The following is a 25,424-nucleotide window of genomic DNA, read 5'->3' on the forward strand; positions in this document are numbered from 1 at the left end:
AAGTGATTTGTCAGCTGTTAGTTGCTATTGAGCCTTCAATCCATTCATCGCGCATAAAGACCGGATATTTCCATGCTTGAGAAGACCTATGACGCCGCGGCGATAGAGCCGAAAATTGCTGAACGCTGGGAAGAAGCGGGTGCATTCAAGGCGGGTGCAGGCGCGAAGCCGGGAGCTGATCCGTTCGCTGTGGTTATTCCGCCGCCGAATGTTACCGGATCGCTGCATATGGGCCACGCGCTCAACAACACGATTCAGGACATTATGGTTCGCTTCGAGCGCATGCGCGGCAAGAACGTGTTGTGGCAACCCGGCATGGACCATGCGGGCATTGCAACGCAGATGGTAGTCGAGCGCCAGTTGATGGAGCGGCAGGAGCCGAACCGTCATGCTATGGGCCGCGAGAAATTCATCGAGCGGATCTGGCAGTGGAAGGCTGAATCCGGTGGCATGATTTCCAACCAGCTGCGCCGTCTTGGCGCCTCTTGCGACTGGTCGCGTGAGCGGTTCACCATGGATGAAGGGTTATCGCGCGCGGTTCGGGAAGTTTTTGTCTCGCTTTACAAGCAGGGACTCATCTATCGCGACAAGCGCTTGGTCAACTGGGATCCGAAACTGTTGACGGCTATTTCCGACATTGAGGTCGAGTCGCGCGAAACGAAAGGCCATCTCTGGCACTTCCGTTATCCGCTTGAGAATGTCCCGTTCGATCCGGAAAATCCACACACTTACATTGTTGTTGCGACGACCCGACCGGAAACCATGCTGGGCGACACTGGTGTTGCGGTCAATCCGAAGGACGAACGTTATCACGCTCTGGTTGGAAACGATGTTGTGCTGCCGCTTGTCGGTCGTCATATTCCAATTGTTGCCGATGATTATGCTGATCCGGAAGCCGGTTCCGGCGCAGTCAAGATCACACCTGCACACGACTTCAACGATTTTGAAGTGGGCAAACGCAATGATCTGCGCGCCATCAATATTCTAACGCCAGCGGCGGCGGTAACCCTCAAGGACAATAATGATTTCCTTGAAGGCCTGCAGCTGACGCCGGAGTTGAAGGCACTTATCGCGGAGTTGGATGGTCAGGATCGATTTGCTGTTCGCAAGCGCATCGTCGAGCTGATGGACGAACGCGGCTATCTGGACAAGATCGAAGATCATACCCACGCAGTTCCGCATGGCGATCGCGGGGGTGTTCCGATTGAGCCTTATCTGACCGACCAGTGGTACGTGAATGCAGCCGAACTTGCCAAGCCTGCAATGGCGGCAGTTCGCGATGGCAGCACGCAGATCGTCCCGAAGAACTGGGAAAAGACCTATTTCGACTGGATGGAAAACATTCAGCCGTGGTGCGTTTCACGCCAGCTTTGGTGGGGACACCAGATTCCGGCTTGGTACGGCCCGGATGGCAAATGTTTCGTGGAGAAGAGCGAAGAGGAAGCGAAGGCTTCTGCGCGCGCTCACTATGGGGAAGATGTTGCACTGGAGCGTGATACCGACGTTCTCGATACCTGGTTCTCATCGGCACTGTGGCCATTCTCGACACTCGGTTGGCCCGACAAGACGCCAGAACTCGCAACCTATTATCCAACCAGCGTTTTGGTCACCGGGTTCGATATTCTGTTTTTCTGGGTTGCCCGCATGATGATGATGGGCCTCCATTTCATGGAGGAGATTCCATTCCATACGGTTTACCTGCATGCTCTGGTTCGCGACAAGCATGGCGCGAAGATGTCGAAGTCCAAAGGTAACGTCATTGATCCACTAGAGCTGATGGATGAATATGGCGCAGACGCACTGCGGTTCACCCTCGCAATCATGGCTGCTCAGGGTCGTGACGTTAAGCTCGATCCGGCACGTATTGCGGGCTATCGCAATTTCGGTACCAAGCTTTGGAATGCGACGCGCTTTGCCCAGATGAATGGCGTGAAGCTTGATACCGGTTTCAAGCCGGAAAACGCCAAGCTTGCCGTCAATCGATGGATTCTGACCGAACTGACCAAGGCAACCCGCGCCGTGACGGAAGGGATCGACACCTATCGCTTCAACGAAGCGGCGGGCGCCGCCTATCGCTTCGTTTGGAACCAGTTCTGCGATTGGTATCTGGAATTGCTGAAACCGATCTTCATGGGCGACGATGAATCTGCGAAGGCTGAAGCTCAGGCTACGGCAGCTTATTGCCTTGATCAGATTTACAAGCTCCTTCATCCCTTCATGCCTTTCATGACGGAAGAACTCTGGACCCTGACCGCAGGCGAAGGGCAGAAGCGCGATACGGTGCTGGCACTTGCAGCTTGGCCGGAATTGTCGTTCGAGGACGAGGAAGCTGCAACCGACATCAACTGGCTGGTTGATCTCGTTACCGGAATTCGTTCGGTTCGTTCCGAAATGAATGTTCCGGCGGGAGCAATTGCTCCGGTTGTAGTGCTGGATGCAAATGCCGCAAGCATCGATCGATTTGCTCGTCACGACGCGGCGATCAAACGCCTTGCGCGCGTGGAGAGTGTTTCGTTCGAAGCACAAGCTCCCAAGGGTTCGGCGCAGATGTTGCTGGGGGAGGCGACCATTTGTATCCCGCTCGGCAATTTGATCGACCTCAAGGCTGAAGCCGCGCGCCTCGCCAAGGAAGCTGGCAAGATTGCCGCCGAAATGGACCGTATCGAGAAAAAGCTCTCCAACGAGAAATTCGTCGCAAATGCGCGCGAAGACGTTGTTGAGGCAGAGCGCGAGCGACTGGTTGAATTGAAGGAAGCCGCGCAGCGCGTGGCGACTGCCGAGTCACGCATCCGTGATGCAGGCTGAGTTGACCTGACTGAAGAAAGAGATTTAAGCCCGAATCAGCCACCCGGCAGTGTTTTGCACTGCCGGGTGTTTTGCTGCAGGTTTTGCGGATTTGGGAGCGTTTCAATCACCAGAGCGGTTAATCGAACTGCGGTTTCGATTGTTTTTGAGCAATGTTGCCCTTTCGCAACAAGGCGAAAAAGAGGCATAAAACTGGCCAATTTACGCCAATTCGGCATGTGCATGGCCGATTTTTTCCAATGAAACGACTACATAATTGATGTTTTAGCCATTTTTGACAGATGTATCGAAAGTTCGGTGTACCAACCCAAATTAATGCGACTTGCGGCCTGAATCCTTCCTGATTTACGTTTTCGTCAACGTTAATATCGTTGCTGTGTGGGAGGACATTTATGAGTGCACAACGCGCGAAAATGGCAGGAATGGTTGCAGCTCTCCTTGGGAGCGCGGTCGCGGCCAATGCGGGCGGATTCGAGCGTAGCTCGCAAGATTTTGATATTCTCTTCGAGAAGGGCAACGTCGTCGATACGACCGGTACCTATGTTGCTCCTCAGCGTAAACTGAAGAATATCAACGGTTCCCGTATTGGCGCGATGTCGGGAGGAATGAACCCGATCACGAAGAAACCATACGAAACCGAAGTCGATGAGGCCAAGAGCTACTGGGTGCCGAAAGCATCCGCGAAGTTCGATCTGACCGATGACCTTGCATGCGCGGCGCAATATCGCCAACCTTGGGGTATTCACACCGACGTTGGTGTGGATACGGTCCGTATGTATACGGCCATCGATCAGAAAATATCTTCGCAGGACTACGGCGTGAACTGCTCATATCGCTTCGCGGCAGGCGAGAAAAGTTATTTTCGCGTTCTCGGTGGTGTCAGTTATCAGGAGCTTAGGGGTGAGCAGACCCGTATGATTCCAGGCGTAGACCCAAGAAACAATCCGACGAATTTCCCATTCCCGGGGCAGTTTCGTATAGCGTCTCTGGACGTAGAGGACGAAGCTGTAGGCTGGCGTCTTGGCGCTGCCTATGAAATTCCAGAATATGCGATGCGCGCTACGCTCGTTTATCAATCCAAGGTCAAATATAATCTTGAAGGCACGATTGATAATCTGGCAATTATCGGTGGACGCGCGGTTCCAATCAATGTCGAAAGCGACGTCTCAACACCCCAGTCGGTTGAATTCAAGTTCCAGACCGGTATCGCGCCAGATTGGCTTGCGTTTGGCTCGGTCAAGTGGACTGATTGGTCATCCATTACCCGCGTGGATTTCAACGCATCCGACAGCAATGTTGCTCCCAAGGGCAGGACAATCACCAGTTTGAACCTGTACTATCAGGATGGCTGGACAGTGAGCGGTGGCGTTGGTCATAAGCTCAACGAACAGTGGTCGGTGGCCGGTACTGTAACCTGGGATCGCGGTACCAGTACGGGCCTGACGTCGCAGACTGACGTATGGCTGTTTGGTCTCGGCACCAACTACAAGCCGAATGAACACTTCGAGGTTCGTTTGGCCGGTGCTGCTGGCTGGCTATCCTCCGGTGAACTTGACGATACTGTCGTCGGTGGCAAGCCTAGTTTGACCGGCTCCAAGGGCGAGTTTGGTAACGACTTTGTCGGCGGTCTGTCGCTCACGGCAAAGGTCAAGTTCTAAACTTGACGGATGAGACATGAAAAAGCCCGGCAATGCCGGGCTTTTTTTGATGGGATTGCGTATCTCAGGACCGTTCAAGCCGGGCGAGCAAAGAAGACGTATCCCAGCGATTGCCACCAATCTTCTGCACTTCCTTGTAGAACTGGTCCACCAGCGCCGTAACCGGCAAAAGCGCGCCATTGCGATCCGCTTCCTCAAGGCAAATGCCAAGATCCTTGCGCATCCAGTCAACGGCAAAACCAAAATCATACTTGCCTTGGTTCATGGTTCCAGACCGGTTTTCCATCTGCCAGGACCCAGCCGCGCCTTTCGAGATCACCGCGATCAGTTTTTCGATATCGAGACCCGCTTTCTTGCCGAAATGGATACCTTCCGCCAGCCCCTGAACAAGACCGGCAATACAGATCTGGTTGACCATCTTTGCGAGCTGCCCGGAGCCGACCGGTCCCATGAGGCCCACCATGCGTGCATAGGCGTCGATCACTGGTTTGGCGCGCATAAATACGGCTTCCGGTGCGCCGACCATGACGGTCAGCACACCGTTCTCAGCGCCCGCCTGACCACCGGAGACAGGGGCGTCGATGAAATGGAAACCGAGCTTTTGCGCTTCAGCATCCAGTTCGCGAGCAACCTCAGCGGATGCAGTCGTGTTGTCGATAAAAATCGCGTCCTTTTTCATGGTTGAAAAGGCTCCCTCCGGACCGACGGTCACGGCGCGAAGATCGTCATCATTGCCAACGCAGGCGAAAACAAAGTCTGCATCGCGCACGGCTTCGGCAGGTGTTGCGGCAAAGCTGCCACCGAATTCCTTTGCCCATTTTTCGGCCTTTGCCGTCGTGCGGTTGTAAACCGTGACATCGTGACCGCCCTTGTTCTTGAGGTGAGCTGCCATGGGATATCCCATGACACCCAGGCCCAGAAAGGCAACTTTAGCGGGTGTCGTCATTCGTTCATTCCTCTGGATAATTCTAAAATCAGGTAAGAGGCGTCATAACGGCCGCCTGATAGGCCGGACGCCGCTTGAGGCGGCCATACCAGTCTTCAAGGTGCGGAAGAGAGGGGCGCTCAATTGGAAACTCAAACCAAGCATAAGCGTAGCATCCCGTGGGAATATCACCGATACCGAACGTCTCGCCAGAGAACCATCGGTCGTCCTTCAAACCCTCATTGGCAATCTGCATGGAATGAGCAAGACCCTCAAGGCTGTGTTCCAGAATTGCCGGGTCACGCTCGGCTTCCGGCAAGCGGATCAAATGCTTCATGACATTGCTGAAATTCGTATAGAAGGACGAGGAAGCCCAATCCATCCATTTTTCGGCTTGCGCACGGTTGGCCGGGTCTTCGATCCACAGCGTATTCTTGCCGTAAGCTGCTGCTAGATAACGCGTAATAGTATTGGATTCCCACAGCACCGTGTTGCCATCTTCCAGCAAGGGAATCAGCCCATTCGGATTGCGGGCGAGGTAGGCTGGGTCATTCAATCCACCAAACTGGCCGCCGACATCGATCTGTTCATAGTCGAGATTAAGTTCACGCGCTGTCCAGAGCGCTTTCTTCACATTCGTGGAATTGATACGGCCCCAGATTTTCAGCATGACTCAACCTGTTACGTTATGTTGGAGGGTGCATTCTAAGCAGATCGCCCCCGGAAGCCGCAAGGCTGCCGAGGGCGATATTTTGGCTTTGTGCTCGTTTAGGAATTTTTAGCGAATGAGATGCCGGGTCAGGCGTCGCTCAAGGAAATCCCAGATGTGTCGCAAGCATTCGACAATCAGCAAATAGATGACCGCTGCCCAGAGATAGGTCTGGAAATCGAATGTCCGTGAATATGCACGGCGCGTTTCTCCCATCAGATCGAGGACCGTAATGATGGCCACAATCGCGGAGCCCTTGATCATCAGGATGATCTCATTGCCATAAGGACGCAATGCTACGATAAGAGCCTGAGGAAGAATGATCTTCCAGAAAGTTACGCGCTTGGAAATACCAAGCGCCGCAGCGCCTTCCCATTGCCCCGGTGCCACGCTCTGGATAGCACCGCGCAGAATTTCTGCCTGATAGGCAGCCGTATTCAGAGAAAACGCCAGGATAGCGCAATTCCAAGCATCGCGGAAGAATACCCAGAGTCCGATGCTTTCAAGAAACGGACGGAAAGTTCCGAAGCCGTAGTAGATAAGGAATGTTTGCGCCAGCAGCGGCGTGCCGCGGAAGAAATAGACGTAGCCGAAAGCAATTCCGCGCAGCCATCGGTTTTTGGACATGCGCGCCGCCGTGATCGGCAGCGAGAGCAGGGCGCCGATGACAATCGATATCGAGACCAGCTTCAGCGTTATAAGAAGCCCTGACCAATAGCGAGGTCCATAGGTTTCAAACAGATCGATGCGCCATGCATTGTAGAGATAGATTGCAAGGCCAGCGAACAGAAGGAACCAGAAAGCAACGATGATATGTCCAGCAACGCGCGTCCGTGTCCATTGCCTGACTACCGGCGGCGGAGCCATAGGAGGAATTGTCATATTGGAAACCGTCTGGGTCATATCATGCACCTCGCGAACGGTTGGCGCCCGCATCGGCCCAGCGGGCAATACGATCGATGAAGTAAGAGGAGATGATTGCGAGGACCAGATAGAGCAGGCAGGCTAGGCCAAAGAACAGAAACGGTTCCTTGGTCACACGAGCTGCGATGGAGGTCTGCCGCAGAATATCCGACAAAGTGATGACCGAAACCAGCGACGTATCCTTCAGCAGCACCAGCCAAAGATTGGCCAGGCCGGGAAGGGCGATGCGAATCAACTGCGGCAGGATGACCTTGCGCATGGTCTGCCAGTGCGAGAGGCCAACTGCATATCCGCCTTCATACTGACCGCGAGGGATCGCACGAAATGCCGAAAGAAAGACTTCGCTCGAATATGACGAGAAGACAAAACCCAGCGCGACCATACCTGCGCCGAAAGCATTGATTTCCACGTTGGCCTCAATGCCAAGCAAGCTCAAAAGCCGCTGGAGACCAAGCGATGCACCGAAATAGACGAGAAAGAGGGTTAGAAGTTCGGGCAAACCGCGGAAGATCGTGGTGTATATGTTTGAAGCAAGCCTGATCGATGGTTCGCTGGATTGTTTGCCGATCGCGACCAGAAACCCCAAGGCAAGACCGATGGGAAGTGTCGCGAGCGCCAGCGAGACGGTAACCAGAAGGCCCCAGGCAATACTTGCGCCCCAACCGTTGGGACCGAAACTCAACAAAGTGGCGTAATGTTCCATGCGCCTGTTCTTTTTTCTGAAGGCATTTGCCTGTGTTTTTATAGCCTGCGAGGACTGGCCCAGCGAGACTTGTATGGCAAGCCCATGCAAATGTTTTGCGCCGATTTGCGGGAAAGCAAACCGGCGCATAGGTGTGAGTTCTGATTAGTTTTCGGCGCCGTAAGCATCGAAGTCAAAGTATTTGTCGTTGACTTCCTTATACTTGCCGTTCTCGCGAATGGCCTTGATGGCTGCGTTGAACTTTTCAACCAGCTCTGGACGCCCCTTCTTGAAGGCAACGCCGGCGCCCGGGCCGTGGATCTCGATAACTGGCGGGAAGGTGCCGACCATCTTGCAGCAGGCACCATCCGGTGTCTTCAGCCATTCCGCCAAGGTTACACTATCATCGTTAACGGCGTCGAGACGACCGTTGGCGAGATCGAGACGGTATTCTTCAGCAGTTGGATAGGCCTTGATCGTGCTGTCGGTAAAGGTCTTTTCCGAGTAGTTGGCGTGGGTAGTGGAAACTTGAACGCCGATGGTCTTGCCAGCAAGGTCTTCTTTGGTCACACCCTTGATGTCGGTGTCTTTCGGAGCAGCAATGCCTGGAGGCGTGTTGTAATACTTGTTGGAAAAGTCGACCTGCTTCTTGCGCTCATCCGTGATGGACATGGAGGCGATGAAGGCATCAAACTTGCCAGCCTGAAGGGCTGGAATGGCACCGTCCCATTCCTGGGTGACGAATTCACACTCCGCCTTCATTTCATCGCAAAGTGCCTTGGCTATATCGACGTCAAATCCCGAAAGGGTGCCGTCTGGCTTGATGAAGTTGAAGGGAGGATAGGCGCCTTCGGTGCCGATCTTGAGCTTGAGCGGCTCTTCTGCATTTGCAACACCGCCAGCCATGCTGCCGATTGTGATTGCCAGCGCGGCAACAGATGCAGCAGCGGCGATACGCTTGAATACGCGCATTTTCAGTCCTCTCGTTTTGTTCTGGCTGGTTCCCTGATTATTTCTTCTGGTTCAGCCGCTTAAGGGGTAGTCACGACCGTGAAACCATAAAGTACACGTTTGGTAGCGGCTTCCCCTAGGCCACTACCAATAGATGGTTGAGCCGATCATGCGCAATATTTTTTCGCGCTTCCATCCCCACCATCAAATCTGACCACAATATTCCCACCATTTCGAGATGATTGGCAAGATGGTCCGTGTAATTAAATTGTGCGACTCAAGGGGGAGTTTCTCGGCGTTTTCTGCAGAGCGTTGCCATAGTATGGGGAATTGTGTCGTAGAAAGAGACAATGATAGAGATTTCCTCAAAGACGCATTTCGCCTTGGATGAAATCGGCTATTTGCTCGATATCGTCGATACCGAAGATTGGCACTGTTTCCCCTTGCTGGGGATTATCGCTGGCGATGGCAACAACGGCGGGATCCTCGGCTGAGAGGAATGGTCCGGCATGGCCATCTGCGCGGCGCAGTTCGATTTTCTTGTGTGTCTCGTGCTTGTAACCTTCAACCAGAATCAAATCGCAAGGTGCAAGCTTGGCCGCAATCTCCCATAGGGAAGGCTCTGCTTCACCTAAACCTTCGTGCATGATTGCGTAACGTTGCGATGAGACTATAGCTACTTCCGCTGCCCCTGCCTTTCGATGTCGCCAGGAATCGGTGCCTTCGTGATCGATGTCGAAATTATGATGGGCATGCTTGATCGTGGCGATGCGGTATCCACGCGCGGTGAGGCATGTGACCAGGCGTTCGGTCATCGTCGTCTTGCCGGAGTTTTTCCAGCCAGTGATACCAAACAGCTTCTGGTTCATTCAATTACCTCAGCCAGTTTTCGGGCGGCGACGAGGTCGTCTGGCCGGTTGATGTTAAAAAACGGATCATATGTTTCTTGGCTACTGCCAATGAAGGCAAGCGGAAAATCGACCGTCTCAAACCCGATCTGCTCTGCGAATGCAAAAACGCTGGCCCTACGGGTATTGGCGAGCCAGGTTGCAAGTTCGTCGGCAAGCGCGGTTTCCCACAGGCCGAAAATCGGATGAACCCGGTTAAGGGAACTGGCGAGAACGATCCGCGCTCCTCTTTCATGCCGGCGCGAAAGGAGGCGGGCGGTGAGGTCACGGGGCAGAAACGGCGTATCCGCTGCCGTCGTAATCAACAGCGAAGCCTCTTTTGCCTGCTTCAGCGTGGTCAGGATGCCGACCAATGGTCCACCATTTTCCGCCGGCAGGTCCTTCATCACTGGTACACCGAGATCAGTCAGGCGCGAATCGTTGCTATTCGCATTGATCACCAGAGCGTCAACCTGTGGTTTGATCCTTTTGACGACATGAGAAATGATGGTCCCGCTACTGCCAAGCGGCTGAAGGAATTTGTCTCCTGCGACCCCACCTTCCTGCATGCGGCTGGAAAGCCCACCAGCGATAATGGCACCTGCAATCATGATGGTTCCACGCCGGTCGGAATCGTCGCAAGCGTGCTCTTATTGCGCTCCCGCTTTTTAAGGACATTCTCGCGATAAACCATGTAAACACCGCTCCCGACCACCAGAATTGATCCAGCTATCGTATATATGTCGGGCGCTTCACCAAAAACCAGCGTGCTGAGACCGATTGCCCAAAGCAGGCTGGAATAGCGGAACGGTGAAACAAACGACACCTCACCCTCGCGCATGGCCAAAATGATGAAATGATAACCGACCAGAAGGAGAACGGCGGCAATGGCCATGGCGCCGATTGCTGTTACTTCAACGGGCTGCCATCCGCCCATAGGCACTGTCAGCGCGCCGCCCGTCAACGTGATAGCGCCGGCAGTCAACGTGGAAAGGTAAAGGGTTGGTACGTGGGCGGGCACGCGGCGCGTAGCAATATCCCGCGTGGCTGCAAACCCGACGCTGGCAAGAAGGACGGCAATAGCGACAAGACTTGCGGCACCATCCGTTCCTGGCCGGATTATGATGAGAACCCCGACAAGACCGACAAGAATACAGGACCAGCGACGCCAGCCTACTTTTTCCTTGAGAAAAAGTGCGGCTCCCGTCGTCACGACCAGCGGCGTTGCCTGAAAAACAGCCGAACAGAATGCCTGCGACAGGTGGCCGAGGGAATAAATATAGGTGATGGTGGCAGCGACTTCTCCTGCAACGCGCAAAACGGTCATCTTTTCCAGTGAAAGACCGCGCAGCGCGCCGTGGCGCCAGGCCAACAAACCGATCAGAACCGTTGCGAATATGCCTCGGATCAACATGTACTGACCGCTGTTCATCTCGGTCAGCAGGTATTTTGTAATCGTATCGCCGATGGTAAAAGTCCCCATGGCGAGAAGCATGAAAATACTTGCACGAAAGTTTGCTGATTGCGGCACGATACAGAATCCAGTTTAGGCTCTAAGCCTTGCAACTGCATACCGTTTTAAAGTCGATCTTGCGACAATTATTTCAGGCCGTTAGCACTTTAAAGTATAAATGGCTCAGCCGCCTGTAAGACTCATGTGACGAGCGACCGCCGGGCGATTGTGATCGCGGTCAATGATGAAATCATGACCTTTCGGCTTGCGCGAAATGGCTTCATCAATCGCCTGATTGAGCAGCAGGTCGCTTTCGCTTTCCCGCAACGCCTTGCGCAAGTCGGCGTCGTCGTTCTGACCAAGGCACATGTAGAGCATGCCGGTGCAGGTAAGCCTGACACGATTGCAGCTTTCGCAGAAATTATGCGTCATTGGCGTTATGAAGCCGACCCGACCGCCTGTTTCGGCAATCGTTACATAGCGGGCAGGGCCGCCTGTGCGGTAAGGAATATCGGAAAGCGTAAATTGCTGCGAAAGGTTTTCGCGCACCTGCGAGAGCGGCAAATATTGATCGGTACGGTCGAACTCGATTTCGCCCATCGGCATTGTTTCGATAAGCGTCATATCCATGCCACGGCCATGCGCCCAGCGGATCAACTCAGGAATTTCCTGATCGTTGAAATCCTTCAAAGCGACTGCGTTGATCTTGACGCTGATGCCGGCGCGTTGTGCAGCCTCAATTCCTTCAAGAACGCGGGCGAGCTCACCCCAGCGGGTGATCTGGTGGAATTTTTCAGGGTTAAGCGTATCCAACGAGACGTTGATACGGCGTATCCCACATTGGGCCAGTTCGTCGGCAAAGCGTGAAAGCTGCGATCCGTTCGTGGTGAGAGTCAATTCATCAAGCGCACCCGAGTTCAGATGACGCGAAAGCTGCCGGATGAGGTGCATGATATTCTTGCGCACCAAAGGCTCGCCGCCGGTCAGGCGCAGTTTCCGCACACCCTTGTCGATAAAGGCGGTGCACAGCCGATCCAGTTCCTCAAGCGTCAGTAGATCCTTCTTGGGCAGGAACGTCATATGTTCCGCCATGCAATAGGTGCAGCGAAAATCGCAGCGATCCGTCACTGAAACGCGAAGATAAGTGATGGCGCGCCCGAAAGGATCAATCATGGGTCCAGTCGGGGAAACAAGTGGCTGGGCTCGGTTTGTGTACATCATTAAGCCGTTGTTTCCACAGGATGCGGAGGAATATCCGCGTCGTCTCACTAAAAATAGGATGTGCGAGCGTCAATGTCCAGTTTCACGCGCGCGAAGCTCTTTCAATGATGACCGTGACTATTGCGATATTTTAACGCGGAGCCTATCAAAAGCTGGCGAAAATCCAAGCTGGAGAACGGTGATGAGTGAGTTCTGGCCAACCGAGTTGCGTGTTTCGCAAGATCGCAAACTGTTGACTGTAGCGTTTGAGGACGGTCAGAGATTTGAGCTGACCGCGGAGTTGCTGCGTGTTCTGTCACCTTCGGCAGAAGTGCAGGGGCATTCGCCGGAACAGCGTATAACAGTCGGTGGCAAGCGCAATGTCGAAATCATGAAGATGGAGCCGGTCGGCAATTACGCTGTTCGCATAACGTTCGACGATATGCACGATACAGGTCTGTTTTCTTGGACTTATCTCCACAAGCTTGGCACCGAGAAGGACACGTTATGGCAAACCTATCTCGATGAGCTTGCCGAAAAAGGCCTGAAGCGAGATCGCTGATCGCCTCTGCCAATCAATCTTTTTCCAGCATTTCCGATATACGGCGCATGACATCACCCATCGCGTTGCACTGCGCATTTGTCGATTGCGCCATGACACGATCAATCAGGTCAGTGTAAACCGTCAGCGCATGCCCCAGAAGCCTTTCGCCCTTGGCTGTTAGCGTCAGTCGCATCACGCGCTTGTCCGCCGGGTCTCCCTCGCGCACCAGCAAGCCGCGTTTTTCGAGCTTTGGCAGCAGCATCGTGATGTTCGAACGCCCGACAAGGATGCGGCGCGCAAGATCGTGCTGGGATTCGCCGGGATGACGATAAATATTCATCAGTACGTCGAGGTCTGCGATCTTGAGATCGAAGGCCGACAGCCCCTGAGCGAGGGCGCGCTCCACCGCCTTGCCAGCGCGTGCAACAGCAATCCAATTCTTAAAACGCGGATTGTCCCAAGGCAGTTTTGGAGTATCGTCTTGCATTTTGTTCATTCTTGTACAATTATTTGTTCAGGATTGAACATAATTGAGGCCCTGTCATGACATCGTTTTCATTGAAGGTTACGCGATTCGGCCTAGGTTTGCTCGGCCGCATCGATCCCAACACCGCAGGCCGCACAGCATTCAGGATTTTCTGTCGAACGCCAAGCCGAAAGCCGAAGAACAAGGCTTATGCTGCGCGGCTTCAGCAGGCGAGCAATGAACTGAGACAAGCAAAGCGGCTCGATCTGATTATAGACCGCGGGTTTATCGCAACTTATCTGTTCGAGCCTGACGTTTATGTTGGAAGAACGTCGCTTGTCGTCCATGGATGGGGATCGCGCAGCGCGGATATGATGACGATCATCCGCGAGCTTGTTGCGCGTGGCGAACGGGTTGTTTCCATCGACCTGCCAGGGCATGGCGCTTCGGCGGGCCGTACTCTCAACATGATACAGGCAATCGCGGCCGTTGATGTGGCCTGGCGGCAGTATGGTCCATTCAATTCGATGATCGGTCATTCATTCGGCGGCGCGGTCGTCGTCAATGCCGCTGCGGGTTCTCTCGGGTGCTACCAGTCACACCGCCCGACAAAACTTGTGACGATTGCTTCCCCTCACTCCATGGCGGGCGTCTTTGACGGTTTCGGCAAGGTGCTCGGACTTGACCGTGACGTGCGCAATGCGATGAAGGAACAAGTCCGTTATATTGCGGCGCGTCCGATCACGGATTTCGACACTGATGTTCATTTGCGTCGCATGAGGATCCCGACGCTCGTCATCCACGCGCATGACGATAAGGAAGTACCCGCCATCTGCGCGGAAATGGCTGGTAGGGCAGGCTCCCACGTCAAGGTGCACTGGGCGGACGGTCTAGGGCATCGTCGCATCATCGCAAACACCGAAGTGGCGTCGCTCGTGGCGGATTATCTCTACGATGCCCCGAAGTTAAGGCTGGTCGCCTGATTGTGCGTTGGGGGAAACCAGTTTATCCCACCCCGCCATGGCGCCCAAAGCCGTTGCAGCGAGGTCTTCTCGTGTTCCGCCATCGCGCGCGAGAATGGACATGCCGTTCTGGACAGTCGCGTAGAAGGTTGCAACCGCTTCACAATTGACGGACGCAGGAATATCTCCATCACGAATGCCGCGCTCAAGCCGCTTTTTGAGGATTTCAATATTGCTCAGGCGGCGATTGCGCAGCACGTTGCAAACCTTGTCGCATGACTGCGTGCGATGCAGAGCGTCCAGCGCAATCATGCAGCCTCGCGGCACGGATTCCTCGCAATAGGCATCTATCGTTGCATGCAGAAAACGCTCGAAAGCCTTATGAACATCCGGCGTTTCGTCCAGTGTTGACCAGATTCCAACACCGACTTCACCGGCGTAAAGGGTGAGGGCTTGAAGATAGAGCTCGTCCTTGCTTCCGAATGCGGCATATAGGCTTGGCGCATTGATACCCATAGCCCTTGTGAGATCGGCCAACGACGATCCGTCGAAGCCTTTCTCCCAAAATACAAACATCGCAGCACGAAGCGCCGTTTCACGGTCGAAGCTGCGGGGCCGTCCTTTTTCTGCCACGTCCGAACCTTTCTGTATCGATCATTAAATAAATCACTTGACGGTTCTTCGCAAGCCTGTCAGCAATTATGTATCAATCGATACAGAAAGGAAATGGCATGTCAGCGCAAGCTTTGAACGGAAAGGTTGCCTTCGTCACGGGCGGAAGTCGTGGCATCGGTGCAGCGATTGCACAGCGGCTGGCGAAAGATGGCGCGGCAGTTGTCGTAACGTATGTGAACGGCAAGGAAAAAGCCGAAGCATTGGTTTCCGAAATCATATCCAGGGGTGGCAAGGCTCAGGCACTGAAGGCCGATAATCGCGATGCAAGCCAGATAGTTGCTGCAATCGAGAAAACCGTCAAAGATTTCAGCCGTCTGGATATATTGGTCAATAGCGCTGGCATCTGGCATGCAGCCCCACTGGAAGAGGTCACACTTGCTGACTTCGATGAAGTGATGGCTGTGAATTTTCGGGCTGTCTTTGCTGCTGTTTCAGCGGCCAGACCACACCTCGGTTCCGGCGGGCGCGTCATCACTATCGGTTCCAACCTGGCCGAAAGCGTGCCATGGCCGGGCATCAGCCTTTATGCGGCAAGCAAGGCCGCGCTGATCGGTTTGACGAAAGGTCTGGCGCGCGACCTCGGTCCAAAAGGCGTTACGGTCAATGTCGTTCAGCCCGGCTCGACCGACACCGACATGAATCCGGCAGCAGGTGACCATGCGGAGCCGCAACGCGAACGCATCGCTACCGGCAGTTTCGGTTCGCCTGACGATATAGCAAATCTGGTGGCCTGGCTTGCAAGCGCCGAAGGACGCTTTGTTTCGGGAGCCACGCTCACCGTTGACGGTGGGGCAAACGCCTGAAACAAGACGGAGCATGAAACGACAAGGGCGGCTCGCGCCGCCCTTAACTTTTCTTAGCCCAGATTGAGTTCTTTGAAGAAATCATTGCCCTTGTCATCAATGACGATGAAGGCTGGGAAATCTTCCACTTCGATGCGCCAGATGGCTTCCATGCCGAGTTCTGGGTATTCGACGACCTCGACTTTCTTGATGCAATCCTGCGCCAGACGGGCAGCGGGACCGCCGATGGAGCCGAGATAAAACCCGCCGTGCTGGCCGCAGGCTTCACGCACCTGACGCGAACGGTTACCCTTGGCGAGCATCACCATCGAGCCGCCGAAAGACTGGAACTGGTCCACATAGGAATCCATGCGGCCCGCCGTGGTGGGCCCGAACGAGCCGGAGGCATAACCGGCAGGGGTCTTGGCCGGGCCAGCATAATAGATCGGGTGGTTCTTGAAATAATCCGGCATGGCTTCGCCGTTTTCAAGCCGCTCCCGAATCTTGGCATGGGCCAGATCGCGAGCCACAATGATCGGGCCGGAGAGGGACAGGCGCGTCTTGACCGGATGTTTCGACAATTCCTTGAGAATGTCCTGCATCGGCTGGTTGAGGTCGATCTTGACCACATGCGACGACAGTTTTTCCTCATCGATATCCGGCATGTACTTGGCAGGGTTGGTTTCCAGCTTTTCCAGAAAGATGCCGTCCTTGGTGATCTTACCCTTGGCCTGACGGTCGGCAGAGCAGGAGACACCGATCCCGATTGGCAGCGAAGCGCCGTGGCGCGGCAGGCGTATGACACGGACGTCATGGCAGAAATATTTGCCGCCGAACTGAGCGCCGACGCCAAGAGACTGCGTCAGCTTATGGATTTCAGCTTCCATTTCGAGATCGCGGAAGGCGTGGCCGGTTTCCGACCCCTTGGTCGGCAGGCTGTCCAGATAACGCGTAGAGGCAAGCTTGACTGTCTTCAGGTTCATCTCAGCCGAAGTGCCGCCGATGACAATTGCCAGATGGTAAGGTGGGCAAGCGGCTGTTCCCAGGCTCAGGATCTTGTCCTTGAGGAAGTCGATCATGCGGTCGTGCGTCAGGAGAGACGGCGTTCCCTGATAGAGGAATGTCTTGTTTGCCGAGCCGCCGCCCTTGGCAACAAAAAGAAATTTGTAGGCGTCTTCGCCTTCTTCATAGATATCAATCTGTGCGGGAAGATTGTTCTTGGTGTTCTTTTCCTCGAACATCGAAAGCGGCGCTAACTGCGAATAACGCAGGTTTTTCTTGTTGTAGGCATCCAGCACACCGGCTCCGAGTGCGTCGGCGTCGCCGCCCTCGGTCCAGACGCGACGGCCTTTCTTGCCCATGATGATCGCCGTGCCTGTATCCTGACACATGGGAAGCACACCGCCAGCGGCGATATTGGCGTTTTTCAGAAGATCGTATGCAACGAAACGGTCGTTGTCGGTTGCTTCAGGGTCTTCAAGGATGTGGGCAAGCTGCTGCAGGTGGCCGGGGCGCAGCAAATGGTTGATATCGGCAAAGGCCGCTTCTGAAAGAAGGCGAAGCCCTTCTGGATCAACCGTCAAGACCTCCTGTCCCTTGAACGTATCGACAGAGACATGATCGGATGTCAGCTTGCGGTAAGGGGTGTCGTCTTCACCAAGAGGAAAAAGATCGGCGGCGCTTGCTTCTGCCATCGCGGTACCTCGCTTGCTTGCCAGCTACGCAGCCGGAGGTCGTGATTGTTTCCGGCTCGCGCGATATGTTGATCGAAGCTCCGAATATCAGTTTCGGAACCATAGTCCGGGGCTTTTAGCGCGATGCGGGGTGGATGCCACTGCGTCACATTGTTCATTCCGGCATTCGTGGCTTTCCGTTCGATCGATACCTCAAACAATTGTGATAAGCGCAAATCGCAAAATTGCGTCAGGAAACAACAGCGTTAAAAGTTTCTATACGAGATTGATAAATTCTACGGGCAGATTCGGACGGTTTCGCTTTTTGAGCGAACGCATCAACTTTGGCGGTTTGAAATGCAGTTTTCCAGGCACTCGCAGATGGATCAGAAAAGCAGCGCCGGGCGCGGACAATACATTCGCCGCGCAACCGTGATAGCTCTGGCAGCTTCGGTGTTTTTCCCCATGACGCAGGCTCAAGCCGCTAACTCCCTGATGGAGCTTTTTCAGCAGCGCCGCCAGCAGCAGATGCAGTCAGACCAGCCCGTCCAGCCGAAAGTCGCGCCTCGTGCTCATATAGCGCCGAAAGCTGTCTCTGCTCCTCGCGCTGCCGTGCGCAGTCTTCCGCCAGTTCAGCGGGTAACAGTCAAGGGGCCGCAAGTTTACGATTACAAGCCGGATGCTCTGGTCAATGTTGATTTCAGCGCGCTCGATATGCAGGTAACAGCGGCCACCGAACCAGCGAGCGGCGATCCACGGACACCGAGCATGTCGCCGATTCGCCCACAAGTTCAAGAAAAAACTCCGGGCGAACGGGCATTCGATGCGGCGACGAATTATCTGAAATCCGTCAATATCAAAGCCGAGAAAGAGATCGCTCAGGCGATTGTCGATTATTATTCGAACCATCGTTCTTTCATGTGGTCGGCGGACGACAAGGTACTCGAGCGCGCCAAGGATGTTGCAGCTTTCTTTGCCCGCGCCGATGAGGATGGACTTAATCCAGATGAATATGCTGTCACAATTCCGGCTGACAGTTTTGACGCCACCGTCGAAGCCGAACGTCAGCAGAAGCTCGCGGAGTTCGAAATCCGCATGTCCGCCCGCGCGCTGCGCTATGCCATAGACGCAGGCGAAGGACGCATAGTCGCCGACCGCCTCAGCGGCTTCCACGATCTGCCGCGTGACCGGGTCGATCCGAAGGCCGTTCTCGAAAAACTCGCATCGGATAATGATCCGGCTGCCTATCTCCACAGTTTCCAGCCGAGCAATGAGCAATATGCGGCATTGAAGCGTGAATTGGCAAATACCGAGCCACCATCTGCGGAGCCAATTCACATCTCGCTGAATGGAATTATCAAGCCGGGTGATACCAATGACGAGCTCAGCAAGGTGATTGCGCTGATTTCAAGACACGCGCCCGCCAGCTATCTGGCAGAGCACAAGCAAGTGCTGGACACCCATGCGAGCGGCGGCGTCTACGGTCCGGAATTGGTTGCAGCCGTCAAGGACTACCAGAAGCTTGCGGGCAGGGTGCCCGACGGCATTATTGGCCGCAGTACAGTGTCAGCCCTTCAAGGCGAGCAGTCTACCATCAAACGTGACCGTATCCTTTATTCCATGGAGCGCCTGCGCTGGCTGCCGCATGATTTTGGCTCGCGTTACGTGATGGTCAATCAGCCAGCCTATCGGGCGGAATATTATGAGGGTGGAAAAGAAAAGCTGGCAATGAATGTGGTCATCGGCTCTCCGACGCATCAGACCTACTTCTTCTACAACAAAGTCCAGACGGTTGTTTTCAACCCATCTTGGGGGGTGCCGCGTTCGATCATTCTGAACGAGATGCTGCCCAAGGTCATGCGTGATAGGAGCTATCTCGATCGCAATGGCTATGAAGTTTATGCAGACGGCAAGAAAGTTTCAGCAAGTGCTGTCAACTGGAGAGCGGTTGCTGCGGGCCAGGCGCATGTCGGTATTCGCCAGAAGCCGAGCCTCGACAACGCGCTAGGTGAGCTCAAAATTCTATTTCCCAACACGCATGATATCTACATGCACGACACGCCGGCCAAATCCTATTTCAGCCGCGATATGCGCGCCTTGAGCCATGGCTGTATCCGGCTGGAACGTCCGCGCGACATGGCGGCGGCAGTTCTGGGAACATCGGTGACAGATCTCGGGAAATATTTCGGCAAGAATGAGCGTGGCATCAAGGTCAAGGACCCAGTACCTGTCTTTATTTCCTATTTCACAGCATGGCCGGAAGCCGACGGGAAAGTCCACTATTACGGCGATGTATACGGCCGTGATTCCGGATTGCAGAAAGCATTCGACAAGACCGCAGCTTCGCGCCTCGCAGCGCTCTGAAATCCCTTTCGCATCAACGTAGAACGGCAATTGTCCCTCGGCGATTGCCGTTTTTCGTTGGCGGCGTCAACTATCAAGGGAAAGATCGAAATCTCTTTGGAGACAGGCATGCGAGACGCTTGACTTAGACAGCCGCTGGCCAGTATATCCGCACCACCTTGATTGAGCGCAGCTCAACGGGCGTGTAGCTCAGCGGGAGAGCACTCCCTTCACACGGGAGGGGTCACAGGTTCAATCCCTGTCACGCCCACCATTTATCTAATTGATATATAATCATAATTTGTTGTTTTCAAATTTGTCATCTCGGCAAACACTGGAAAACGAAAGCAGAACATGGCCGAGCCAAGCGGGTAAAATCCGTGGGATTAGTTCTTCTTCCGTTCCAGCTTCTTTGACACCGGTAAGAGATTCGAGCGCTTCGCCTCATCCGTTGCCACTACGTGCGCATATCTGGCAGCAGATGCCATATCTGTCCAAGCGCCAGTTCCTACCAATCCACGCACGTCCAATCCCCCGTACTTGCGCATCCAAGTAGCCCATGTGTGCCGGAAAACGTGGAACGTCACAAAGTCCACGTCGGGGCCAGCTTTCGTTTTCACTTCTTCCAGCCATGTGTAAAGTCGTCCTGACTTTCTGAACCGGAATAGCTTTCCTTCTCGATCAAGCCCACGTGGATGATTCGCAATAGCCGCAATCACAGTCGGCGGCAGGTGAACCGCTCTGGGCTTCCCATTCTTTGTTGCTGGCAGGTATGCCATTCCTTCGGTCAAATCCAGCCTGGCAATTTCAAGCGTTGTTAGCTCACTGAGCCGCATGCCGGTATAAAGCAGGGTATGCAGGAATATTCCGAACTCGGCATCCTTCTTGTAAGCAGCGTCCAGAATCTTGAATGCCTGCTTGTCCGTCATCCAATCGGTTTTCATCTGGCCTCTGGAGCCTTTCGGACGCTTCCATTGCTGGTTAAGCCCTGCATGCTTCAGGATGGCTGAAATGACCGTGTAGACCTGCCTATTGCGCGTTGCTGGGCTTGCGGTGGGGTAGAGGGCAATTGCCGTCGTATCAATTAACTGCTGATCAATGTCGGCCAAACGGTAATGGCCGATCCTTTCAACGATCGGCTCTATAAAACGTTCATTATGGGTAGCAGCGATGTAATCCGTCACCGCATCTAAGAAGGTCGGCTCTCCGGGTTTCCTGAAAACTCCTGCTTCGATTTCTTCTTTCCAGAGTTTGAGGAGCTTTGCTGCCGTAGCTTTGTCAGTCGTCTTTGTACTTCTGTCCATTGCGACCCCGAAGTGGGTGCCGCGAACGTAGTAGTACGGCGATTTGCCCGCACGGGGAGGGATGAGCTTGAGTGGCATTTCGTTTCTCGTCTTAATCCATCAACAATCGCGTCCAGGTCCTTCTCAGTGAAGAACTTCTTGTGACCGACTGTGAAGTAGAACGCATGGCGCTTGATAATTTCTTGCAGTGTTCGCCGGCCAATCCTGAGACGGTCAGCGGCTTCGTTCATGGAAAAGATCGCTGACATCCTCACTCCCTTTCCCGCAGTGCGGCGCGGCCTGCTTCGGTGATAAACCAACGTGTTGTGCTCTGACCGGCGTATTTCGGTTCGGCAAAACCGCGCTGCCGCAGTGCATATAAGCACCTGCGAACTGCAAACTGCTCCCTGGCATACGCAGACCACAGACTGTATTTGATTGGTCGGCGATCCAACTGGCGCAATGTGCGAAATTCTTGTGATGAGATATTCATCTACTCACCGCCTTTCAGGGCTTGGCGACCCTCATTCGTGATCTGGAAATTTGGCCCCTTGGTGCAAAGTCCAAGACCGGACAGAAATTCTAGGCACGGTGTCCACCACGCACCCCACGTTTCATCAGGCAAATCTCCGTTGAAGATGCTGAGCATTTTGCGGTCGTATTCGTTCAGTTCGGGCTTAGCCATCGCTCTGCTCCCCAAGTGGCACGAGAAGCATTTTCTCGATCCGATAGCCGCGTTTGCGCAATGCTTCCCATCCGCCAGTTCGCATATGTTTGTCAGCCCAAGCAGTAACTTCCCGTCGCCGGGATCGAGCGCTTGGAACAATGAGCCAATTGCCGGGTGCTATCATCACGAAAGCCTTGGCCTGCTGTGTTTTCAGTTCTTTACTCGGCATGGCTGGCCTCCTGATCTATTTGCACCACTCTCGAAGCCTGCAACAGCTTCAGCTTCGTATGGTCCGCGTCGCTGAGAACCGGGACGGCTACAAACAGAATGCCCGCCTTGGTCATCTCCTGTGCGATGCTCATGGCTTCACGGATTTGAGCGACTTTGCTGGTCATTTGCTGGCCTCCTCTGCGCGCAAGAGGGCGATCAGAAGGGCGGTGGCAAGATTGAAGCCAGTTGCATCGTGTGAAGGTGTGACGCCGATCCGCGCCCATGGCTTGGTCTCGTCGGTCTGGCCCCATCCGATAAGGACGTTAGCGACGGGCAATACCCTTTCAGCCAGCGCTATAGCGTCGTCTACAGAGGCGGTGTAGTGTTTGGTTTCTACATATCCAACCGGTTCGGGATAATCCGTCATCGGACCTGACAATGGATATTCATCCACCAAAAGACCGAAAGAGCGATCAATTTCCGCATCCGCTTCCCTGTCAGGCGCGTTTAGCTTGGAGAGGCGGATAATGAGGTCAGAAGTCATTCGTCGCTCTCCCAAATGAGTTTGTCAGGGTGTTTGATAAAGTAAGGGTCCATGCCAAAGCCGATTTCATGGCGGCAACGAATGGCTTCCGGCACTCCTGCAACGACGCAAAGAAGCAGAAAACTAAAAGGTGCCCATATCCAAGCGACCGGATGCCACCATCTCCAGACCAATCCAGCGCCGTCTCCGTTGTGATAAAAGCGACAAGCGCCGGTTGCTCGAATGATTTTTCTGAACCGAGATAACTTATCGCCTATGGTTCTCCCGCGCTTCAGTTTCGGGCTCATGACGGCCTCCCTCCCAGCACGGCGCGGGCAGTCTTAGCATTCAGCGCCTTGAAATTAGCTTCCCATGTCGCCGCGTCCTTTTCAGTAGCCGCGAGCTTGGCTTCATACCCTTCGATTACGTCGCGGCGATCTTCTAATAGGGCAAGACAAGCTTCAACTTTACCAAGTATCGACATACCATCTTCAAAATCAGGGAGAATTTGCGCTCCGTCATCATCCCCTTGACCGGCGTCTAATAGTTCATTGATTTCTCGCAGTTGCTCGTCCTTCGCCGCCAATAGCTGCTCGACGTCCTCACTGACTTTACGAATCTCCGATTCGGCCTGCGAGCGGGTGACGAGTTCGCGGACCTGGAAACCGTCCTTACGATATCGATCTGGGAAACCAGTCGGGAGCCACTCTTGCGTCTGGTCACGCCAATACTGATGCTCGACCGTCTCCAGTCCCGTATCTGTAGCGGCAGGCGCGGGGCGGGTGGCTGTTGCGATCTTCTCAGGCGAAAAATCAATCTTCGCCGCGAGGCAATCCCCATCAGGACAATTGCACATCTTCTGCTCTTGCATGGCCTGACAGACGGCGTTCGTCGCATCGTCCCAGATTTCGCGATCACGTTCACTCGCCATGACAGTCCTCCATGGTCAGGCCATACCACCAGCCGTAAAGGCACCATTCGTCATATCCGGTACGAATGCCTGGGACGGCGGAATACCATCGATCAAGTTTCCACATGTCGTAGGCATATTTGAAACGCTTGATGACAGGGACGCGATATAGAAATGGGCGTGGCGGAAGGTGATAGTCTCCGATTGCTCCCTGCGCGCGCCATCCATAGTGATCAGCCATGACGGTCGCCTCCTGATGGGTAATGATGATCCATTCCAGCAGTAGGGCCGCAGGCTTTGGCAATTGCCGTCAAAGCTTTCTTCCTAAGCCGCTCATGATCCCATGACGGATGAGGTTCGAGATATGCTCGCGCCGCCAGTGTTGCGCTGATATAGCGATCGAGCATATCTGCTTCTTTTCGCGTGAGGCTCATTCCGCGCCCTCCGAAGCTGGTGCAGAGGGGAGACCGGCGTTATGGGCTTCAACTATCCGGGCAAGCGTGTCGCGATGCACCTTAATGGGGTACAAAATCGGCTCATCATCGTTGCTCGCCTGTTCAAGCTCAATGCCCCAGTAGCCTCGGGCACATGCCGCTTCGAAAATGCGCCAACGGCTTCCATCCCCCTCGACCTTGACGGCGTCGGCATGGTCCGGGGAGGATAGGGCGCGGATGGCGGAGGCAATCGTTTGGTGGTGCAAATCAAGACCGGCTCGCCTTGACGGAACCAAGCGAACCCCGTCAGGAGACGAAGTGTAAATGTGGCTTTCGATAAACTGTGCCGCTTCCTCCAATGCCAGCTCACGCGCTGCGGATGGGGCCGTTATCGGTTTTCCGATATCGGGAGCGGATGGCTCTAGCGCGGAGAGGATGCGAGCCTCATAGTCGGCCTGTGCTGCGGCTTTGGCTTCATCAAGTGTGCCAAACTCACCTTCTGGAATGCCATACGGGTAGTCGTAGAACGTAAATGACCAAGTGTCTTCGGCGTTTTCCGCGACGGTATACATTCCGAACGGCGTCTTCGCGCACCCGTCTTCGTCCCACTCCAGCTTCTTCACAGCCCCTTGCACGGGGAGGAAGGGGAGTGCGCCCTTCAACGCCGCGTGGAAAGCTCCTTCCGGCGTAGGTTCCTCCGAAGGATAGATAGCAAGATCGTCGTAGTATTTGTTGTGCGCGGCTATTGCCGCCTTCACGGCTTCTTCCGGTAGGGTGGTCATGGCTGGACCTCCGTGCTCGCGTAAATGCGGCGTTTCCATTCGGGGAGGGGCTTGGAAAGGCGCTTCGGCTCTTTGATGGTTTTCGCCAGCTTGGAAGAAGGCTTGATCGCGCCGTTGTTCTTATCCCGCTGGCGGTCGGCCTTGCGGGTGCGGCGAATATCGTCTGCCGTCTTTTCAGCATGGCACTGCTGGCAAAGCACCTGAGCATTAGCCAATACGGGCTCGCCGCCGAGAACATCAGGCAAAATGTGGTCTACTTCTGCCTCACCCTTTTTGAGAGCGGCCTTGCACTTTTCGCAGTGACCGGCAGCGCGCTCGATGGCGGCATTACGGATTTTTCGGGTGAATTCTTTCCGGGCCATATCAGTGCCTCGCATAGCCGAGTTCTTCGGCCAGTTGCTCGGCCATCAGGCCGTTGAGTTCGTCGTAAAGGTGGCTTCGCGGGCGGTGCTGGCGTGTAGCCTTCTCGATTTCCGCGATCTTGGCGTTAATCTCGGCCTGAAGGTCGCGGCGCTCGGGTTCGGGGAAAAGCCAGTTGAAGAATTTTGCAATGAAAGAGGGGATCATCACGCAACCTCCTCACGGACATAGCCGTAGGTTTCGGCAAGCCACTTCTCGGCCTTCTTGAAGAAAGCTTGGAATTCAGCTTCGCTCATCTTGTCGAAGGAAATTGAGCCGGGGAGTTGAACCTTTAAGCCGTCCGGCAGGCGGACCAAATCAACTACGCCGTTCTCAAGCTTAATGATTTCGTGCAGACGGTCGGCGGTATAGTCGAGGCCGTACCCGTCAACGACTTCCTGTATCATTGCCCAATAGGCACGATGGCGGGAGACGTTCCGAAATTGCTTGATTTCAACCTTGACCAGTTCGCCGTTGCGGATGCTGTCCAGCGCGGCCATGTCGAATTCCATGGCCGGAACAAGAGCGTTTCCCCTGCGGACGAAACCATAAACGGGCTTTTCTCGCTTGCTCATGG

General features: G+C 54.5%; 32 protein-coding genes and 1 tRNA gene. 7 read left to right on the top strand and 26 right to left on the bottom strand.

The annotated features are described in order from the left end of the window. Positions 1-72 precede the first annotated feature (72 nt). Complete coding sequence (locus FJQ48_RS14975; RefSeq protein ID WP_139975785.1) at positions 73-2,805, top strand: valine--tRNA ligase; 2,733 nt, start codon at positions 73-75, stop codon at positions 2,803-2,805. 35 nt (positions 2,806-2,840) lie between these two features. On the opposite strand, the gene FJQ48_RS14980 is transcribed toward FJQ48_RS14975, so the two are convergent. After that, on the bottom strand, positions 2,841-3,029 hold the full coding sequence (locus FJQ48_RS14980; RefSeq protein WP_139975786.1) for a hypothetical protein: 189 nt from the start codon (positions 3,027-3,029) through the stop codon (positions 2,841-2,843). A 381-nt stretch (positions 3,030-3,410) separates the two neighbouring features. On the opposite strand from FJQ48_RS14980, the gene FJQ48_RS14985 reads away from it, so the two are divergent. After that, on the top strand, positions 3,411-4,463 hold the full coding sequence (locus FJQ48_RS14985) for an OmpP1/FadL family transporter (protein WP_282183551.1): 1,053 nt from the start codon (positions 3,411-3,413) through the stop codon (positions 4,461-4,463). Between the two features lie 64 nt (positions 4,464-4,527). On the opposite strand, the gene FJQ48_RS14990 is transcribed toward FJQ48_RS14985, so the two are convergent. From FJQ48_RS14990 to moaA, 9 genes are all read right to left on the bottom strand, one after another. Then, complete coding sequence (locus FJQ48_RS14990; RefSeq protein WP_139975787.1) at positions 4,528-5,409, bottom strand: NAD(P)-dependent oxidoreductase; 882 nt, start codon at positions 5,407-5,409, stop codon at positions 4,528-4,530. 28 nt (positions 5,410-5,437) lie between these two features. Further along, positions 5,438-6,058, bottom strand: a complete 621-nt coding sequence (locus tag FJQ48_RS14995) for a glutathione S-transferase (RefSeq protein ID WP_139975788.1) — start codon at positions 6,056-6,058, stop codon at positions 5,438-5,440. 108 nt (positions 6,059-6,166) lie between these two features. Further along, on the bottom strand, positions 6,167-7,000 hold the full coding sequence (locus tag FJQ48_RS15000) for an ABC transporter permease (protein ID WP_139975789.1): 834 nt from the start codon (positions 6,998-7,000) through the stop codon (positions 6,167-6,169). A gap of 1 nt (position 7,001) precedes the next feature. After that, complete coding sequence (locus FJQ48_RS15005) at positions 7,002-7,724, bottom strand: ABC transporter permease (protein ID WP_139975790.1); 723 nt, start codon at positions 7,722-7,724, stop codon at positions 7,002-7,004. Between the two features lie 144 nt (positions 7,725-7,868). Further along, positions 7,869-8,675 carry an ABC transporter substrate-binding protein gene (locus FJQ48_RS15010; protein ID WP_139975791.1) on the bottom strand — a complete coding sequence of 269 codons (807 nt, stop codon included), beginning with the start codon at positions 8,673-8,675 and terminating at the stop codon, positions 7,869-7,871. 344 nt (positions 8,676-9,019) lie between these two features. After that, complete coding sequence (gene mobB / locus FJQ48_RS15015; RefSeq protein WP_139975792.1) at positions 9,020-9,523, bottom strand: molybdopterin-guanine dinucleotide biosynthesis protein B; 504 nt, start codon at positions 9,521-9,523, stop codon at positions 9,020-9,022. After that, on the bottom strand, positions 9,520-10,152 hold the full coding sequence (gene mobA, locus FJQ48_RS15020; protein WP_139975793.1) for a molybdenum cofactor guanylyltransferase MobA: 633 nt from the start codon (positions 10,150-10,152) through the stop codon (positions 9,520-9,522). The genes mobB and mobA overlap by 4 nt, the downstream gene beginning before the upstream one ends. Further along, positions 10,149-11,036 carry a DMT family transporter gene (locus tag FJQ48_RS15025; protein ID WP_139976305.1) on the bottom strand — a complete coding sequence of 296 codons (888 nt, stop codon included), beginning with the start codon at positions 11,034-11,036 and terminating at the stop codon, positions 10,149-10,151. The genes mobA and FJQ48_RS15025 overlap by 4 nt, the downstream gene beginning before the upstream one ends. A gap of 141 nt (positions 11,037-11,177) precedes the next feature. Next, on the bottom strand, positions 11,178-12,167 hold the full coding sequence (moaA, locus tag FJQ48_RS15030; protein WP_247870390.1) for a GTP 3',8-cyclase MoaA: 990 nt from the start codon (positions 12,165-12,167) through the stop codon (positions 11,178-11,180). Positions 12,168-12,396: 229 nt separating this feature from the next. On the opposite strand from moaA, the gene FJQ48_RS15035 reads away from it, so the two are divergent. Further along, positions 12,397-12,756, top strand: a complete 360-nt coding sequence (locus FJQ48_RS15035) for a DUF971 domain-containing protein (RefSeq protein ID WP_139975794.1) — start codon at positions 12,397-12,399, stop codon at positions 12,754-12,756. A 13-nt stretch (positions 12,757-12,769) separates the two neighbouring features. Here the strand turns inward: FJQ48_RS15035 and FJQ48_RS15040 are convergent, their stop codons facing one another. Next, positions 12,770-13,234 (bottom strand): MarR family transcriptional regulator, encoded by a 465-nt coding sequence (locus FJQ48_RS15040; protein WP_139975795.1) that lies wholly within the window; start codon positions 13,232-13,234, stop codon positions 12,770-12,772. Positions 13,235-13,281: 47 nt separating this feature from the next. Between FJQ48_RS15040 and FJQ48_RS15045 the strand changes: the two genes are divergently transcribed. Next, entirely contained in the window at positions 13,282-14,187 is a 906-nt protein-coding gene (locus tag FJQ48_RS15045; protein ID WP_139975796.1) for an alpha/beta hydrolase, read from the top strand. Here the strand turns inward: FJQ48_RS15045 and FJQ48_RS15050 are convergent. Continuing rightward, positions 14,170-14,799 carry a TetR/AcrR family transcriptional regulator gene (locus FJQ48_RS15050; RefSeq protein ID WP_139975797.1) on the bottom strand — a complete coding sequence of 210 codons (630 nt, stop codon included), beginning with the start codon at positions 14,797-14,799 and terminating at the stop codon, positions 14,170-14,172. The genes FJQ48_RS15045 and FJQ48_RS15050 overlap by 18 nt on opposite strands. Before the next feature lie 98 nt (positions 14,800-14,897). Here FJQ48_RS15050 and FJQ48_RS15055 point away from each other — a divergent pair, with 98 nt between their 5' ends. Continuing rightward, positions 14,898-15,644: a 3-oxoacyl-ACP reductase family protein gene (locus FJQ48_RS15055; protein WP_139975798.1), complete on the top strand. Its 747-nt coding sequence runs from the start codon at positions 14,898-14,900 to the stop codon at positions 15,642-15,644. A 53-nt stretch (positions 15,645-15,697) separates the two neighbouring features. Here FJQ48_RS15055 and FJQ48_RS15060 read toward each other — a convergent pair whose 3' ends face one another. After that, on the bottom strand, positions 15,698-17,317 hold the full coding sequence (locus tag FJQ48_RS15060; RefSeq protein ID WP_139975799.1) for a fumarate hydratase: 1,620 nt from the start codon (positions 17,315-17,317) through the stop codon (positions 15,698-15,700). Positions 17,318-17,677: 360 nt separating this feature from the next. Between FJQ48_RS15060 and FJQ48_RS15070 the strand changes: the two genes are divergently transcribed. Next, positions 17,678-19,660, top strand: coding sequence for a murein L,D-transpeptidase (locus FJQ48_RS15070; protein WP_247870391.1), 1,983 nt, complete (start codon positions 17,678-17,680; stop codon positions 19,658-19,660). A 178-nt stretch (positions 19,661-19,838) separates the two neighbouring features. Further along, positions 19,839-19,913 (top strand) — tRNA-Val (locus FJQ48_RS15075). A gap of 112 nt (positions 19,914-20,025) precedes the next feature. Here FJQ48_RS15075 and FJQ48_RS15080 read toward each other — a convergent pair. From FJQ48_RS15080 to FJQ48_RS15135, 13 genes are all read right to left on the bottom strand, one after another. After that, positions 20,026-21,021 (bottom strand): site-specific integrase, encoded by a 996-nt coding sequence (locus FJQ48_RS15080; protein WP_139975801.1) that lies wholly within the window; start codon positions 21,019-21,021, stop codon positions 20,026-20,028. A 394-nt stretch (positions 21,022-21,415) separates the two neighbouring features. Beyond that, positions 21,416-21,607: a hypothetical protein gene (locus tag FJQ48_RS15085; RefSeq protein ID WP_139975802.1), complete on the bottom strand. Its 192-nt coding sequence runs from the start codon at positions 21,605-21,607 to the stop codon at positions 21,416-21,418. After that, entirely contained in the window at positions 21,600-21,818 is a 219-nt protein-coding gene (locus FJQ48_RS15090; protein ID WP_139975803.1) for a hypothetical protein, read from the bottom strand. The genes FJQ48_RS15085 and FJQ48_RS15090 overlap by 8 nt, the downstream gene beginning before the upstream one ends. After that, positions 21,808-21,984, bottom strand: a complete 177-nt coding sequence (locus tag FJQ48_RS22435) for a DUF1382 family protein (RefSeq protein WP_180350215.1) — start codon at positions 21,982-21,984, stop codon at positions 21,808-21,810. The genes FJQ48_RS15090 and FJQ48_RS22435 overlap by 11 nt, the downstream gene beginning before the upstream one ends. Beyond that, positions 21,981-22,343 (bottom strand): hypothetical protein, encoded by a 363-nt coding sequence (locus FJQ48_RS15095; protein WP_139975804.1) that lies wholly within the window; start codon positions 22,341-22,343, stop codon positions 21,981-21,983. Before FJQ48_RS15095 ends, FJQ48_RS22435 begins: the two co-directional genes overlap by 4 nt. Next, positions 22,340-22,630, bottom strand: a complete 291-nt coding sequence (locus FJQ48_RS15100) for a hypothetical protein (protein WP_139975805.1) — start codon at positions 22,628-22,630, stop codon at positions 22,340-22,342. The genes FJQ48_RS15095 and FJQ48_RS15100 overlap by 4 nt, the downstream gene beginning before the upstream one ends. Further along, positions 22,627-23,253 carry a hypothetical protein gene (locus FJQ48_RS15105; RefSeq protein ID WP_139975806.1) on the bottom strand — a complete coding sequence of 209 codons (627 nt, stop codon included), beginning with the start codon at positions 23,251-23,253 and terminating at the stop codon, positions 22,627-22,629. The genes FJQ48_RS15100 and FJQ48_RS15105 overlap by 4 nt, the downstream gene beginning before the upstream one ends. After that, a complete protein-coding gene (locus FJQ48_RS15110; protein ID WP_139975807.1) occupies positions 23,243-23,473 on the bottom strand; it encodes a hypothetical protein in 231 nt (76 codons plus the stop codon). The genes FJQ48_RS15105 and FJQ48_RS15110 overlap by 11 nt, the downstream gene beginning before the upstream one ends. Then, the gene (locus FJQ48_RS15115) at positions 23,466-23,666 is read right to left on the bottom strand and encodes a hypothetical protein (protein ID WP_139975808.1); all 201 of its coding nucleotides are present in this window, start codon (positions 23,664-23,666) and stop codon (positions 23,466-23,468) included. The genes FJQ48_RS15110 and FJQ48_RS15115 overlap by 8 nt, the downstream gene beginning before the upstream one ends. Beyond that, positions 23,663-24,448: a hypothetical protein gene (locus tag FJQ48_RS15120; protein ID WP_139975809.1), complete on the bottom strand. Its 786-nt coding sequence runs from the start codon at positions 24,446-24,448 to the stop codon at positions 23,663-23,665. Before FJQ48_RS15120 ends, FJQ48_RS15115 begins: the two co-directional genes overlap by 4 nt. Further along, positions 24,445-24,810, bottom strand: coding sequence for an HNH endonuclease signature motif containing protein (locus FJQ48_RS15125; protein WP_122003698.1), 366 nt, complete (start codon positions 24,808-24,810; stop codon positions 24,445-24,447). Before FJQ48_RS15125 ends, FJQ48_RS15120 begins: the two co-directional genes overlap by 4 nt. Before the next feature lies 1 nt (position 24,811). Next, positions 24,812-25,015: a hypothetical protein gene (locus FJQ48_RS15130; protein WP_100652910.1), complete on the bottom strand. Its 204-nt coding sequence runs from the start codon at positions 25,013-25,015 to the stop codon at positions 24,812-24,814. Next, a complete protein-coding gene (locus FJQ48_RS15135) occupies positions 25,015-25,422 on the bottom strand; it encodes a DUF1367 family protein (RefSeq protein ID WP_139975810.1) in 408 nt (135 codons plus the stop codon). Before FJQ48_RS15135 ends, FJQ48_RS15130 begins: the two co-directional genes overlap by 1 nt. Positions 25,423-25,424: the final 2 nt, after the last annotated feature.

This window comes from Ochrobactrum sp. CGA5, from assembly GCF_006345815.1.
GTDB lineage: Bacteria > Pseudomonadota > Alphaproteobacteria > Rhizobiales > Rhizobiaceae > Brucella.

Excerpts from the sequence above, each read along its gene's own strand:
- FJQ48_RS15130 (WP_100652910.1), bottom strand. The coding sequence starts at position 25,015 with ATGATCCCCTCTTTCATTGCAAAATTCTTCAACTGGCTTTTCCCCGAA.
- FJQ48_RS15055 (WP_139975798.1), top strand. The coding sequence starts at position 14,898 with ATGTCAGCGCAAGCTTTGAACGGAAAGGTTGCCTTCGTCACGGGCGGA.
- FJQ48_RS15120 (WP_139975809.1), bottom strand. The coding sequence starts at position 24,448 with ATGACCACCCTACCGGAAGAAGCCGTGAAGGCGGCAATAGCCGCGCAC.
- FJQ48_RS14975 (WP_139975785.1), top strand. The coding sequence starts at position 73 with ATGCTTGAGAAGACCTATGACGCCGCGGCGATAGAGCCGAAAATTGCT.
- mobB (WP_139975792.1), bottom strand. The coding sequence starts at position 9,523 with ATGAACCAGAAGCTGTTTGGTATCACTGGCTGGAAAAACTCCGGCAAG.
- FJQ48_RS15100 (WP_139975805.1), bottom strand. The coding sequence starts at position 22,630 with ATGAGCCCGAAACTGAAGCGCGGGAGAACCATAGGCGATAAGTTATCT.
- FJQ48_RS15090 (WP_139975803.1), bottom strand. The coding sequence starts at position 21,818 with ATGCCGAGTAAAGAACTGAAAACACAGCAGGCCAAGGCTTTCGTGATG.
- FJQ48_RS15080 (WP_139975801.1), bottom strand. The coding sequence starts at position 21,021 with ATGCCACTCAAGCTCATCCCTCCCCGTGCGGGCAAATCGCCGTACTAC.
- FJQ48_RS22435 (WP_180350215.1), bottom strand. The coding sequence starts at position 21,984 with ATGACCAGCAAAGTCGCTCAAATCCGTGAAGCCATGAGCATCGCACAG.
- FJQ48_RS15070 (WP_247870391.1), top strand. The coding sequence starts at position 17,678 with ATGGATCAGAAAAGCAGCGCCGGGCGCGGACAATACATTCGCCGCGCA.
- FJQ48_RS15110 (WP_139975807.1), bottom strand. The coding sequence starts at position 23,473 with ATGGCTGATCACTATGGATGGCGCGCGCAGGGAGCAATCGGAGACTAT.
- FJQ48_RS14990 (WP_139975787.1), bottom strand. The coding sequence starts at position 5,409 with ATGACGACACCCGCTAAAGTTGCCTTTCTGGGCCTGGGTGTCATGGGA.
- FJQ48_RS15010 (WP_139975791.1), bottom strand. The coding sequence starts at position 8,675 with ATGCGCGTATTCAAGCGTATCGCCGCTGCTGCATCTGTTGCCGCGCTG.
- FJQ48_RS15005 (WP_139975790.1), bottom strand. The coding sequence starts at position 7,724 with ATGGAACATTACGCCACTTTGTTGAGTTTCGGTCCCAACGGTTGGGGC.
- FJQ48_RS15040 (WP_139975795.1), bottom strand. The coding sequence starts at position 13,234 with ATGAACAAAATGCAAGACGATACTCCAAAACTGCCTTGGGACAATCCG.
- moaA (WP_247870390.1), bottom strand. The coding sequence starts at position 12,167 with ATGATTGATCCTTTCGGGCGCGCCATCACTTATCTTCGCGTTTCAGTG.
- FJQ48_RS15025 (WP_139976305.1), bottom strand. The coding sequence starts at position 11,036 with ATGCTTCTCGCCATGGGGACTTTTACCATCGGCGATACGATTACAAAA.
- FJQ48_RS15125 (WP_122003698.1), bottom strand. The coding sequence starts at position 24,810 with ATGGCCCGGAAAGAATTCACCCGAAAAATCCGTAATGCCGCCATCGAG.
- FJQ48_RS15115 (WP_139975808.1), bottom strand. The coding sequence starts at position 23,666 with ATGAGCCTCACGCGAAAAGAAGCAGATATGCTCGATCGCTATATCAGC.
- FJQ48_RS15045 (WP_139975796.1), top strand. The coding sequence starts at position 13,282 with ATGACATCGTTTTCATTGAAGGTTACGCGATTCGGCCTAGGTTTGCTC.
- mobA (WP_139975793.1), bottom strand. The coding sequence starts at position 10,152 with ATGATTGCAGGTGCCATTATCGCTGGTGGGCTTTCCAGCCGCATGCAG.
- FJQ48_RS14980 (WP_139975786.1), bottom strand. The coding sequence starts at position 3,029 with ATGCACATGCCGAATTGGCGTAAATTGGCCAGTTTTATGCCTCTTTTT.
- FJQ48_RS15060 (WP_139975799.1), bottom strand. The coding sequence starts at position 17,317 with ATGGCAGAAGCAAGCGCCGCCGATCTTTTTCCTCTTGGTGAAGACGAC.
- FJQ48_RS14985 (WP_282183551.1), top strand. The coding sequence starts at position 3,411 with ATGAACCCGATCACGAAGAAACCATACGAAACCGAAGTCGATGAGGCC.
- FJQ48_RS15000 (WP_139975789.1), bottom strand. The coding sequence starts at position 7,000 with ATGACCCAGACGGTTTCCAATATGACAATTCCTCCTATGGCTCCGCCG.
- FJQ48_RS15095 (WP_139975804.1), bottom strand. The coding sequence starts at position 22,343 with ATGACTTCTGACCTCATTATCCGCCTCTCCAAGCTAAACGCGCCTGAC.
- FJQ48_RS15035 (WP_139975794.1), top strand. The coding sequence starts at position 12,397 with ATGAGTGAGTTCTGGCCAACCGAGTTGCGTGTTTCGCAAGATCGCAAA.
- FJQ48_RS14995 (WP_139975788.1), bottom strand. The coding sequence starts at position 6,058 with ATGCTGAAAATCTGGGGCCGTATCAATTCCACGAATGTGAAGAAAGCG.
- FJQ48_RS15135 (WP_139975810.1), bottom strand. The coding sequence starts at position 25,422 with ATGAGCAAGCGAGAAAAGCCCGTTTATGGTTTCGTCCGCAGGGGAAAC.
- FJQ48_RS15105 (WP_139975806.1), bottom strand. The coding sequence starts at position 23,253 with ATGGCGAGTGAACGTGATCGCGAAATCTGGGACGATGCGACGAACGCC.
- FJQ48_RS15085 (WP_139975802.1), bottom strand. The coding sequence starts at position 21,607 with ATGGCTAAGCCCGAACTGAACGAATACGACCGCAAAATGCTCAGCATC.